The organism is Fictibacillus phosphorivorans, assembly GCF_007673525.1.
Classification (GTDB): domain Bacteria; phylum Bacillota; class Bacilli; order Bacillales; family Fictibacillaceae; genus Fictibacillus; species Fictibacillus phosphorivorans_C.
Genome location: NZ_VDZU01000001.1, coordinates 1872718 through 1885616 on the forward strand (window position 1 = coordinate 1872718; position 12899 = coordinate 1885616).

Below are 12899 nucleotides of genomic sequence, written 5' to 3' on the forward strand. Positions count from 1 at the left end.
AATACAGGTGCAGCATTCCGTTTGTGAGGGCTATATCGCTAGTATATTAAAAAATATCCGTGTATTCAGTAAAAATTCCAAGTGGATTAACGTAGAGGGTTTGTTATAATGGTCAGCATAATCTACTAAAAGCGAGTGATTGATTTGAATTCTACAGAACGCGAATTATTGCAACTCATTGAAAAAAATGGACGTCTTGAAACAGGTACGATCGCAAAGTTAATGGGAATAACAGAGGATGAAACTAAACAAATACTAGAAAAGCTTGAAAAAGAAAAAGTGATTCTAGGCTATTCAGCCATAATTGACTGGACAAAAGGTACCGAAGACGGTGCTGTAACAGCTATGATCGATGTAAAGGTCACACCAAAACGAGGTGTTGGCTTTGATAAAGTGGCAGAGCGCATTTACCGGTTCCCAGAAGTTAAAGCAGTATATCTCATGTCTGGCGTTTACGATTTGTCGGTATCGATCGAAGGTAAAACGATGGCAGAAGTGGGACGTTTTGTATCGGAAAAACTCTCAACTATAGATTCAGTCATCTCAACAACAACTCATTTTATCTTAAAAAAATACAAGCATGACGGTCTTGTGTTTAGTGATAATGATGAAGATAAACGAATTGTGGTGTCACCATGATTACTGAACCGACTTCAAAATATTTATCTAATACCGTGCAATCGATTAAGCCGTCTGGTATCCGTCGTTTCTTTGACCTCGCTTCCTCGATGGAAAACGTCATTTCTCTAGGAGTCGGGGAGCCGGATTTTGTTACACCTTGGAATGTGATCGAAGCGAGTTATCATTCATTGGAACAAGGCTATACGGCTTATACAGCCAATGCCGGTTTATTTGAGCTCCGAAAAGAGATCTCTCGCTATATGAAACGACGGTTCGGTGTTACGTATAGTGCTGAAGATGAAATGGTGGTTACAGTTGGTGCTTCACAGGCGATTGATATTGCTTTGCGTGCGGTCCTTAATCCTGGGGAAGAAGTTATTGTTGTTGAGCCAAGCTTTGTTTCCTATGCACCAACAGTAACACTGGCTGGCGGAGTTCCTGTTCCGGTAAATACGTATAGCGAGGATGATTTCAAGCTTCAGCCTGAACAAATAGAAGCGGCGATCACTGACAAAACGAAAGTGCTTATGTTATGCAGTCCAAATAATCCAACAGGCACTGTGCTGTCAAAAGGCGATTTGGAACGTATAGCGGAGGTAGTAGAGAAGCATGACTTGCTCGTGATTTCAGATGAAATTTATGCTGAACTAACATACGATGAACCGTATACGAGTTTTCCTGCAGTGAAGAATATGCGTGACCGCACGATTTTGATTTCTGGATTTTCAAAAGCATTTGCCATGACAGGCTGGCGATTAGGCTTTGCTTGTGGACCAAAAGCCATTTTGCAAGCTATGCTAAAAATCCATCAATATACGATGATGTGCGCTCCTACAATGGCTCAGCACGCTGCCCTGGAAGCGCTCGTTAACGGGCAGAAGGATGTAGTGAAAATGAAGGAAAGCTATCGGCAGCGCCGTAGTTTAGTCATTCATGCTCTTGAGGAGATGGGCTTATCGTGCCATGTTCCAGGCGGCGCTTTTTATGTATTTCCTTCAATCGAAAAGACTGGATTGTCATCTGAAGAGTTTGCAGAACAGCTTCTGATGAAAGAACAGGTTGCGGTTGTACCGGGTAGTGTTTTTGGTGAGAGTGGAGAGGGACATGTCCGTTGCTCGTATGCAACCTCTGTTCAGAAGCTGGAAGAGGCTATGCGCCGGATTGACCGGTTTTTACAAACGTTATAAGCATTTCTTTATTGAAGATGCATTCCTAGCACAAGGAATGCATCTTTTTTTAAAATAGTTTAAGGATGAATATTTTTATACCATACAAGAAGGAAATCTTCTTAAAGATGGGGAAGTATTCGTGAGTTCAAAAAGGAGATGAGAGTATGAAGTTGTTCAGAACTCAGTATGATTGGGTACGTCTAACGAGAGAGACTCTTTTTCAATATTGCGAGACATTATCCCCAACCGACTATGCAAAGAAACTTGAAGGTTTCAGTGGTGAATCTATTCTAAGCTTACATGCTCATGTAGCGGGTTGTTACCAAGGATGGCTCGGTAATCGTGCTCTTGGAAAGTCACTTCCTGATATTACTCCTGAGTCCATACATAACGTTCAAGAGATGCGTGAGCTTTTCAGAAAAACAGATGAGTTGGTTTATGAATTTCTCGATAAATTTGAAAACAATTGGGATCACACGGTAGAAGTGACGTTTAGAAATGGAAGTCAAGCAGACTTTACGGCTTTGTGGTTATTTACACACACCATGACTCATGAATTTCATCACAAAGGACAGATTGTGAAGATCGGCAGGCAATTAGGATATGCTCCGCCAGATACAGATCTCATAGAGCCGATGATAAAGAATCCGACAAACCATTAGGAGGGTTAGTAACATGAGCCGAGCCGAATTCTTACTAAAAGTGTTAGACTCCACGTTTGATAAAGAGAGCTGGTACGCGCCGCTCAAACCAGCTATAGAAGGATTAACGGCTAAGCAAGCAAGCTTTAGACCACCGGGCGATGCAACGAAATCCATCTGGGAGAACGTCAATCATCTCACTTATTACAAAGAACGACTTGTTGCCACTTTAGAAGGACAAGAGTGGACGCGAATTGATGGAAACGATACCTTCTTTATCACCAAACAAACAGAAGATGACGATGACTGGTATCTTACCATCGATCGCGCAGAAAACGTACACAACAAACTAAAAGGATTACTAAGTGAGATGAGTTCTGAAGAAATAAATGAGAGCGGATTAGAAAGTGATCTTATTGATATCTTTCTTCATGATGCCTATCATACCGGTCAGATTATTATGTTAAGAAAAATACAGGGATCTTGGCCATCTCATCGTTAAATCAGAAGAATATTCCTTAAAGCAAGCACATTTATTTAACTAATAAATGTGCTTATTTTTATTGAACACATTTTACTAAAATGATTGACACAAATGGAAAATAAACATATTATGTAATTAGATAGTTAGACACTTATCTAAATATCTAATTATGGAAATCATCCTGAGGTGACAAAATGTCTCTTAATGAAGCGTTTAAAGCATTATCTGATCCGACTCGAAGACAAATCTTAACGCTGTTAAAAGAAGATGAACTAACAGCAGGAGAGATCGCTTCACATTTTGACATGCAAAAACCGAGTGTGTCTCATCATCTAAAAATTTTAAAGCATGCTTCGCTAATCGATGATGAGAGAAGAGGACAGCATATTTATTATTCTTTGAACACAACGGTGTTTCATGAACTAATGAGCTGGTATTTTACATTTACAACGAAGGAGGAAAAATGATGAAAAAGTATGGATGGAGTTATCTTCTTATTGCACTTAGTGTACTGATCGGTGTATTTGCTTATCCTTACCTGCCTGATCAAATGCCGATGCATTGGAACATCCACGGTAAAGTGGATAGGTATTGGGATAAACAATATGCTGCATTCTTTCCACCAATGTTAATGATTGTTTTGATGGTGTTGTTTATCTTCATGCCAAGAATTGATCCAAAGAAAGAGAACTACAAGAAATTTTCTGGCAGTTATACGATTTTTATTACGATTATGAACGTTTTCTTCTTACTTCTACAATCCATGACTATTAGCTATGGTTTAGGTGTTAATATAAACATCTCACTAATCGTTAATTTAGGAATCGGTTTACTTTTTATCGTACTCGGAAACTACTTGCCGCGAATCAAACACAACTACTTTATCGGAGTGCGCACACCGTGGACGCTTGCGAACGAAAAGACTTGGAGAAAGACACATCAGCTTAGCGGAAAGCTCTTTGTAATGGCAGGAATTTTGCTTGTTGCAATATCATTCTTGCCAGGCATTTATAAATTTACGGGCATGCTCGTTGTGGTTCTATCAACCGTTCTCATCGCAACCATTGCTTCTTATGTTTTTTTCAATCGGTATAAGAATGTAGATAACAACTAAAAATTTTGATCGGACACCTCACGTAGGTGTCCTTTTTTGTCACCCAAACAAGCCAAGAGGTACATGCATAGACTATACCAATATATGTACGGATTTATAATCGTTATAAAAGGAGAAGAAAGATGGATTACCATGAAAATCAAGATGATTGTACATGCGGTATATTCGAACAATTAAAGGCTGGTAAGGTGATTTCCATCCTTCTGAAAAATACAGCGGTACCAATTCAGTTAACTTTTCAAACGTTTGATAAAAATTCAGGATGTATCTCTGGATTTTTACGAGATGGAAGAGTATTCGTCGTCAGCTGTGATTGTGTAGCTGGTGTTTTCCTAAGTCCTGTTCCGCCACTTGCTTGCCGTGTGCTAGCTTATGTAACCAATACCGGGGACAATACCGTTTCTGTTGTAGATACAGCAACAAATACAACAATTGACACAATTTCAGTGGGGGAATTTCCTGTCTTTGTTGCATTGACACCTAATGGGAGAAGAGCTTATGTAACGAATTTAAATAGTAACACGGTTTCAGTTATTGATACACTCACGAATAATGTGATCCAAACGATAAATGTACCAAGTCCATCAGGAGTCGCCGTTACTCCGGATGGTACTACGGCATATGTAACGAATGTAAATGATGGAACACTAACCGCAATCAATACCTTAACGAACACGATAACTAATGTCTTCCCAGTTGGAAACCTCGCTAGCACACCTGTTAACATCGCTATATCTCCAGATGGCTTAACGGCTTATGTAACAGATCAAACTCAAGGAACACTCTCTATCGTTGACCTTGTGACTACCACACAGACAGTACTTACTCTTGGTAATACACCGCCTGCGGGTGCTTTTGGTGTAGCAGTGACTCCAGATGGTACAGAAGTCTATGTTACGAATAGTTTTGAGGGTACTGTTTCGGCAGTTAACACAACCACACTTAATGAAATCATCATCCCGGTTGGATTAGTGCCAGGTACTAGTTTTCCTTTTGGAGTAGCGATTACCCCTGATGGAACCAGTGCTTATGTTGTTAATTTAAGTGATCCATCCGTTTCAGTTATTGATACAGCTCTGAAAATTGAAACAACTATTATCACTAGTCCACTATTGGATGTTTCTGCAAATATCGCGATTACTCCGGACGGAAGGTTTGGTTACGTGACGAATAACCAAGCTGGAAGTAACACTGTTTCTATTATTGATATTACGACAGATACAGTGATTGGTAACGTAACAGTAGGATTAGAACCATTTGGCATTGCAATTGGTACGGTATGTCCAAATCAACTTTAAAAGAAAGCCTGAGATAACTACTCAGGCTTTAACTATGCAGATGTCCCTGCAGTCTCGGGTGTGGCCGATAGTATCCGATCGGTATTTGGAGTAAGCTGGTTCTACCCATTTGTTGCAGGTTGAATAGTTCATCATAATAAGGGACATCAAAGCCTAAAATTGGGTGACCGTTCATATGCAGTGCTGATGCAGCTAATAAAAGTTTGTGAGACAGTATGCCGACCTCCATGTGCTGTATGCGATGACCTCTATAACCAAACATTTTCCTATAGTGGTCCTTACTTCCGCTGATGTTAAAGGAAAGTGGAATCTGTGGCATGTTAACAAAATCAGATAACAGTCCATCTTGAAGAGCAGTGCGAAAATCACCTAGTTTTATTTGTTTTAATTGAAAGCAGGAACTGTCCATTTCATACATACCATTCTGTAATCCTACTACAGAATTAGTGGCGAATCGGATTGAAATACGAGAAGTTAAACTCTTCTTATTTTGATCGAGATCATTTCGATAGAAACTAGTTGCAGCTGTTTCGTTCAGTAGGTAAGCAAGCGGTTCAGTCGTTAATGGTTTCAAGGCAAAATCTAGTCCTGGGGAATAACGCTTCTCGCAGGCAGTATTGAAAGGATAAGTTAGTGGTTCCACTAATGGTAACGTTAGTACAGGCCCATCAACATCTTTTTGAACATCTTCATTGTAGACGTTTATTGAAGAAAAAGATCGTAATTTACATGCGGAGTTTAAATTCAGAAGCATATGATAGGGACGTATTTCCTTAGAGCGAACGTAATGCTTGTGATGAAGAGATTTGAGCTCACTACTTAATTGTTCCGTTGTCAGGGACTGATCAGCTATAGTATCGAACCACTTCATGTTTTGATCTTTTGCTAGTGGCATAATTGCATAAACACTTTCTTCGCTCTCATTTAAACCTAGCAGATGATTAATGGCAGAATCTAAAAAGTGATAGTAGACGCACGTTTCAAAACCATTACGCTTGCCAACTTCCAACATTTGACCGATTAAAAAGCCTGCGTCAAGGCTCTGCAGCCGATAAGAGAAGTTATTGTACTTAAAGAAGTTCTTCCAAAAGAAGGTAGAAACAAAGACAGCAGCAAAACAAGAAGTGATGTCGCAACGTTCACCTAAAGAGCGCTCCAAGTAAGAATCAAAATTCCCCTCTCGTAAACAAACAAGACGATGATGAGCAGCGTCATAATGATAAATGCCTGTGGGGAAATCCTCCAACCTTACATACAGATATAGTTCGTTAGGATAAAGGGCACCGCCTGACGGAACAAACCGACGATATGTTGTCCATGATTCCGAAGTTTCCATCGAAGGAAACGTCTGACTGACTTGTGTAATTCGATAGGAATACGAAAGAAAATGGCTAAGATCGGTTAGTGTCGGTTTATTTTTTTGTGAAAATGAGACTGGCAGCCCAGAATCTAAATGAATCACAGGCAATCCTTCGTACAATTTATAGGGAAGCGGGGCATCTTCCCAGTTCACCTGCCAGTCGGGTGGCGTAATCTGGTCGGTCTCGTAATGAAGTTTGTATAAAAACTCATCGAGGTTCATCAACAATGCCCCTTTCATACTTCTTTTTTAAGGAAACGGATGAGGATGTGGGTTCAGGTCTTTCGGTGATAAAGGTTGTTTGACATATCCGAGCTTCATCGGAACAGTGAACACCCGATTCAATCCTTGCAAGCGTGTCAGGTGATGCCCGAACGTCATTGGCAGCATGCCAGGTATGATTACTTTTACACAATGTAGACCGTTCCGTTTTAATTCTGGTCCGGTTTGATCAACAACGATCACTTCAAGATTTAGTTTCTTAAAGATATCTAGCACACCATTTAGGTCCTCTAACAAATCGGCAGTATGGTGAATTGGCTTGAATTCTTCTTCAAAGTCTCTAACTTTCCGCTTATCTAACAAAAAGTACAACCGTTTCTCTGCATCTTTTAAGCCGTAAACCATTGAGTGATCTTCCATATGACGCACTAGGTTAGAATCTCTATACATTTTTTCGTATTTTTTGCGGTCTTTAACAAAACTTTCTTCCATATTAAGAAGCATGCCAGATAGCTCCTGAACCGCACCTTTAGCTGCTCTAAGTGGATCAAGATGTGCACCTGCTGCAGAAAGCAGATTCAAACCATCTTCTTTTGTATTCTTTGCCATCGCCCAAATACTTGGAATTCCGTTTTCCATTGTTGCATTGAATAAATGAATCTCAAAACCTGTCACATGCTGGATGCGCTGAACCATTAGCTGAAGCTCCGAATCATCTATCGATTTCATGTCAATCCGGGGGATAGGCAGTTCACCATACCAAGTCATGAGGAAAGCGTCGCGTTCCACAATCTCAAAAATCCCGTATAGAATGGCTTCTTCTAAACTTCCACCTACTGCACATCCGTTTGAGGTTTCATAAACGAATCCCTCTCCGCCACCCATGCTGTAATAGGCGAACGTTTCAGGAACTAAGATCGGCCGGTCCTCAGATAAGGAATAGCCCCACACCCAATGGATCGGTCGGTCTGGATCAAACGGTTGAAAAGGATAATGTGGCTGGTGATATTGTTCATGTGAATGAGTTCCAATCGATAGAGGATTGATCGCTACATTTTTCACTTTGTTGTAAGGTTCGTAGACGATCGTCCGTTTGCCTCGTGGCGCGTAACCGCAATAACGCTCAAGACCTTCTAAAATGCCTGATTGCTCGCTATGCAGGTATGAATGTGTCCTTCCTGCATTCAGTTCGTTACCAGAGAGCAGTGGAAGATTGACGACCGTGTCTGCGAAAGGAGAGATTAAGTCATATCTTTTAAAATTAAGAAGACCTGTGCGGTTATCTAAATAATCACGGCTTAACACGTTTTGTAGTTCGTCTATCGAACGGCAACGATAGTTATCCCTTGAAATCTTTGGACTGGGTTGGAGCGAGATCTTGGCATGATCATCGGTATCAAGCGTTATGTCGCCGCATGTTTCACAATACGGATCTGGTAAAAAGAAGTGCTTTGTAACTTTAAATGTTCGTAGATGCATCATAAAGACGTGTTCAATTGCAAGTGCTGTACCATGGTTCATGAAACGCTCTACCACATCACAAACTAGAGTAGCTGTTTGACAGAGTGCTAGATTTGTTGCCCAAGGATCTCGTGATAATCCTTGCTGTGACTTCTGATAGTCTTTCATATGAAAATGCTCTCTACGATCTTGGCCGGTCATGAAAAAGCGAAGGTCTGCACATTGCGTGCATCCCGGTTGATCTGGACGAACGAAAGGTCCAACATGAGCTTCACCGAAAAAAACAAAACCACGCAGCCATGGAATGTTGCTGGCACGAAAAAAATCTTCTGCCTTCCCATGTTGATCTGGATTCCAGCTATCATGAAGAACTAACGCTAGCTTTTCATGATTCGCAACTACATCTTCTACTGTTTTGTACCGAGAGATATTATACGTTTCATTTAGTTGTTGGTAGACATCGCTTGCAAGACTACCATTTCCTATAAGAATAATTTTTTGAGTCATGATTGGACCTCCGAAGAGAGTGTGATTCCGAATAGGCCAGAGGTGTTGTCGTTTAAAATTGATTCTGCACTAAGGGTATAGAATTTTACGTTGGTCTTGTTGTTTTTTAATGTTTCTAGTGCTGATATTAGTGTTTCTATTGGTGGTACTTCTTCTGGTTCTGGAAGATTAATCGCTTTTAGTCTGCTGTGCGGGAGGATAGTAGATGCGATTACGCAGTTCATGCTAGAAACGTTTTCGTTATTTTGTCGGTGCATAAGAACTCCTTGGAGTGCATACTGTAATGCTAGTTTCTCATTAAGACCGACACTTCCGTAGAACTTTTCATTTTGCTTCACCCAAACAACAGGAAAACCCCGAACTTTTCCTCCAAGATAGAGTGTAACTTCATCACCTAATGTTGAGAGAGATTGAATCATAAACAAGGAATACGAGTCTTTTATTGAAGAAAGATCAATTTTCGCAGTAACTTGATAATTGTTTTGAGATTGCATGAAAATTTCTTGCAGCCTGTTTTGAAGTGCTCTACTCAATCCTTCTGCTGCAGTACGTCCTGTTCCAACATTCATAGCTTCTGGTGTTTCTTGAAATAATCTTTTCACATATGTTTCGATTCCAGATAGACCGGCTTCTAGACGAGCATCTTCGTGTGTTCTGCCAGAGCATGTGATGATTGTTGGCGTGCTTTCCCCGAAAGGATCGGCCACTTTTACTTTGCATTGTGACAATGGTAGTTGGATTAAGTCTTGTTCTTCAAATATGTGAAAAATCCCAGTCTCACTAGAGGTAATTTGATAGAACAACGAATGAAGGTCAAGCTCTCGGTTTGCTGACTCTTTTAAAAACGAAAGAGGGTTATCCATATGCTCAACCTTCATTTTTTTGTTCACTAGAGGATGAGGAGAAACGTGATGCCAGCTTCCTTCCAACGTCTTCACGTTCAGATGATAGATGGCGTTTTCGTGATTTTCCTCCACACCGGTTATCTTCTTAAATAGCTCGAAAACAGCGACGTTCGCGAGCAACATAGAAACTGTACTTGAAGATGATGACGCAGAATTCTCACTGTTATCTCTATTCCTTAACCGTAAGAAAGCGGATCTCCAGCAGGCTGCAGAATCAGATATGATGAAAGGACCGACAAAAGCTTGATTGTTACGTAACGTTACGGGTAAAAACGATTTTGATTGGCTGCTGCAGATGTTTTGTATCATGGAAAGCTGTTCTGAATCTTCATTTTCATGGCCGTACAATACGTAATCAAAGTTCTTCAGATCATTTAAACATGTGTCAGGTTTTAACGGTGCGAGAGTAATGTTAGTTTCCGGATTTCTAGTTGTTGCGGTTTTTATAAAATCCTGAAGTTTCTTGATTTCACTTTGTTTCAAGTTCGTGTGAAGTATGGTGAACGCAGGAACCCCTGATTGTATGAGTGATTGTGTGAGTGAATAAAGAAGTGGACCGCAACCAATTACAGCGATCTTGGACTCCCGATAGTTTTGAAATCGGTGCGCACCCGAATGACTGAGATGGTCAATAAACTCAATCTGTGAAGCATATTTTTCTAAGACTGCAGTAGAAAGCTGGTGTGGAAGGTCCTGGCTCGTATCGCGAACAAAACCATTCGTGTATAACACCTCAGCAATCTTAAAGACTTGTTCTTTATAAGGATCTGGCAGGCCGTCCGTAATTTCCTCCAGAGATCGGTTGCCATCTAGCATGGGAATTAATTTTTCAAGCCATTGCTCTATCGTATTACCTTCCATTTGAATAGAAGTGATGTTATTACGGAGATATACGCCTCCATTATTTTGCGGATACACGAACGTGTCTCTGTTCATTTTCAAACACATTGAGAGAGTGACGCCTGGCATGATACCCCTCCTTAACCTAATGCTCATCATCTATGTCTATGGATTTTGCTTGTTCATTATGTCAATTCATCAATAGAGGATTGAATTCATGTGAATAAAAATGGACCTACCGTGAATATAAAACAAATTACCGTGAATATATTTTGGTTTACCGTGAAATTAATCGCAGTTACCGTGAATATAATTCGATATGTATTTATTGAAAATACATATTGCTATAGTTGTACGCTAGGGAGAAACGTTCGTATTTCCAACTGCTAGCAGAAACAACAAAATAGAGGACTGATGCTCAAAAACTTGAGCAAAGCCCCCTGAAATTTCTTCGAACAATGCATTAATCTGATTATCTGCCTCCGCAACGTCCGCCGCATCCACCGCAACGTCCAGCACAACCGCCGCAACCGCCACAACGTCCAGCGCAGCCTCCACAACCGCCACAGCCTCCGCAACGACCAGCACAACCACCGCATCCGCCACAACCTGCGCAACCTCCACAAAAGTTAAAACAAATTCCGATTACACAGCCTGGAACGATAAGGCGAGGGTCTTGTGCTTGCTGTTCTTGGGGATGATGTGGCTGACCGCCACTAACTTGAAAGTCTCCAGTACTTAATCCATCCAAATTCCATTGGTGTTTATTGTCCAATACAAACACCTCCTTGTTTTTTGTCAGATCTAGAACGAGTAGAGAGTCTCTGCTCAAATTCCTCATAATAAAATATGGATACAGTTTGTCCGCCGTTACAGGATTGGGTGCTGGAAATAGAAACAGCCTGTGTTTGAGGTTAAACACAAGCTGAGAGCGAAGATATATGATTATAATGTGATGGTGAACGACTATTTTTGAGAAAAAGAGTTGCAGAAAGTCATTTTTTGCGTTTGAAAGAGAACAGTGAGTTGTAACTAGAAGAAAATGTGTAATTATGCTCCATTTTAGTGGCTTGTTCTTATCAACAATACATACCGTATAGGGTATTCAACCACTTTATTCAAAAAATTTATAGCGTGAATCCATAAATTTCGTCAATAATTCCACGAGTTTGAATAATAATTCCACAAATTTCTATCGTTTATCGACGAGTTGCTATATCTCGACAAATTCTGCATGGGATATACCCCTTAGCTAAACCACTTAGTCACTCTATTCCCAACCTTTGCGATTGGAGAAAGTTTCATAATCACAACCAGTTTCATATTCGAACTCTTTACCAGTGCGAAGCTCATACGCTTCAGAAGCTAGATCCAATATGGGTTCACATGTATCGTTCCCAGGCATATGAATAGGGTTCTGTAATACCAATTCATAAAAGTCTCTACCATTAGTAATGACAGCGCATCGAAAGTATAAAAATAAATCAACCGAAAAATGCTTATTTTCGTCCTTATAGGAATAAACTCCAATGTTTCGTGCGTGTTCTTCTGTATCTAATTGAAAGAGTTTATAAGACAAGGTTTCTTCAAACTGCTTAATATTCCGTACACCTAGTCCTGCTAACTTCTGAATGGCAGCTTCTATATCTTCATCATCTACTAAAGAGATGATAGACCAAAACATTTCTTCACTCATCATTTTCTTAGGTACTTGAACTTTAGCGAGTGATTCTCTCGCCATTCGTTCTTCATCTTCCTGCATCTCTTTTTCAAAGTTTTCTCGATCATGTTCCCAGCGCCATTCATAATAAGCTTCTATTCCAGTTTCTTTATCCCAAACGCCACTATAACTGGGAAAGCGGCGTTCTTCTTTCATCTGAATATTACCAATAAAAATTAACTCTTTAGGTGGTTTACCATCAACGATAGATCCCGCCTTTTGCCCATCAAAGAAAAATCGATTTTGGACTAGCGTTTGTTTTAATTTTTCATCATCAATGTTAGGAAGTCTATCACTAATATAAGGAGTGGTTACGAGAGTTGTAGATGGATTCTGTTTATCAATAATTCTGATTGCTCCATAGCGGCTATCAGGCAACTTGACGGCATACACATTGCCAACAGTCATCGGAATATTTTTATTAGATTTAAACATACAAACCTCCTAATTAAACACATTTTATGGTTAAGCCTATTATATATTCATTTCTTCAATTTTGTGGGGGCCATGATTTGTAAAATCTCTCAATCATTACTCTCACATAACATTTACAACTC

Annotated in this window: 12 protein-coding genes; 7 read left to right on the forward strand and 5 right to left on the reverse strand. The window is 40.1% G+C overall.

Features of this window, described 5'->3' with window-relative positions:
• The first annotated feature begins 144 nt into the window (after positions 1 to 144).
• From FS458_RS09320 to FS458_RS09350, 7 genes are all read left to right on the forward strand, one after another.
• Positions 145 to 639: an Lrp/AsnC family transcriptional regulator gene (locus tag FS458_RS09320; RefSeq protein WP_144699764.1), complete on the forward strand. Its 495-nt coding sequence runs from the start codon at positions 145 to 147 to the stop codon at positions 637 to 639.
• Positions 636 to 1808 carry an aminotransferase gene (locus FS458_RS09325; RefSeq protein ID WP_144699766.1) on the forward strand — a complete coding sequence of 391 codons (1173 nt, stop codon included), beginning with the start codon at positions 636 to 638 and terminating at the stop codon, positions 1806 to 1808. The genes FS458_RS09320 and FS458_RS09325 overlap by 4 nt, the downstream gene beginning before the upstream one ends.
• A 146-nt stretch (positions 1809 to 1954) precedes the next feature.
• The gene (locus FS458_RS09330; RefSeq protein WP_144699768.1) at positions 1955 to 2452 is read left to right on the forward strand and encodes a DinB family protein; all 498 of its coding nucleotides are present in this window, start codon (positions 1955 to 1957) and stop codon (positions 2450 to 2452) included.
• A 13-nt stretch (positions 2453 to 2465) separates the two neighbouring features.
• Complete coding sequence (locus FS458_RS09335) at positions 2466 to 2933, forward strand: DinB family protein (protein WP_144699770.1); 468 nt, start codon at positions 2466 to 2468, stop codon at positions 2931 to 2933.
• A gap of 176 nt (positions 2934 to 3109) precedes the next feature.
• Positions 3110 to 3382, forward strand: a complete 273-nt coding sequence (locus tag FS458_RS09340) for an autorepressor SdpR family transcription factor (protein ID WP_066394788.1) — start codon at positions 3110 to 3112, stop codon at positions 3380 to 3382.
• Positions 3379 to 4029 carry an SdpI family protein gene (locus FS458_RS09345; protein ID WP_144699772.1) on the forward strand — a complete coding sequence of 217 codons (651 nt, stop codon included), beginning with the start codon at positions 3379 to 3381 and terminating at the stop codon, positions 4027 to 4029. Before FS458_RS09340 ends, FS458_RS09345 begins: the two co-directional genes overlap by 4 nt.
• A gap of 122 nt (positions 4030 to 4151) precedes the next feature.
• Positions 4152 to 5327: a beta-propeller fold lactonase family protein gene (locus FS458_RS09350; protein WP_144699774.1), complete on the forward strand. Its 1176-nt coding sequence runs from the start codon at positions 4152 to 4154 to the stop codon at positions 5325 to 5327.
• A gap of 28 nt (positions 5328 to 5355) precedes the next feature.
• On the opposite strand, the gene FS458_RS09355 is transcribed toward FS458_RS09350, so the two are convergent.
• The 5 genes from FS458_RS09355 to FS458_RS09375 form a co-directional block, all read right to left on the reverse strand.
• Entirely contained in the window at positions 5356 to 6909 is a 1554-nt protein-coding gene (locus FS458_RS09355; RefSeq protein ID WP_144699776.1) for a SagB family peptide dehydrogenase, read from the reverse strand.
• Positions 6910 to 6936: 27 nt separating this feature from the next.
• Positions 6937 to 8877: a TOMM precursor leader peptide-binding protein gene (locus FS458_RS09360; RefSeq protein ID WP_144699778.1), complete on the reverse strand. Its 1941-nt coding sequence runs from the start codon at positions 8875 to 8877 to the stop codon at positions 6937 to 6939.
• Positions 8874 to 10751 (reverse strand): bacteriocin maturation protein, encoded by a 1878-nt coding sequence (locus FS458_RS09365; RefSeq protein ID WP_144699780.1) that lies wholly within the window; start codon positions 10749 to 10751, stop codon positions 8874 to 8876. The genes FS458_RS09360 and FS458_RS09365 overlap by 4 nt, the downstream gene beginning before the upstream one ends.
• Before the next feature lie 343 nt (positions 10752 to 11094).
• A complete protein-coding gene (locus FS458_RS09370) occupies positions 11095 to 11397 on the reverse strand; it encodes a hypothetical protein (RefSeq protein ID WP_082861388.1) in 303 nt (100 codons plus the stop codon).
• Between the two features lie 495 nt (positions 11398 to 11892).
• The gene (locus FS458_RS09375) at positions 11893 to 12777 is read right to left on the reverse strand and encodes a DUF4240 domain-containing protein (protein WP_144699782.1); all 885 of its coding nucleotides are present in this window, start codon (positions 12775 to 12777) and stop codon (positions 11893 to 11895) included.
• Between the last annotated feature and the right edge of the window lie 122 nt (positions 12778 to 12899).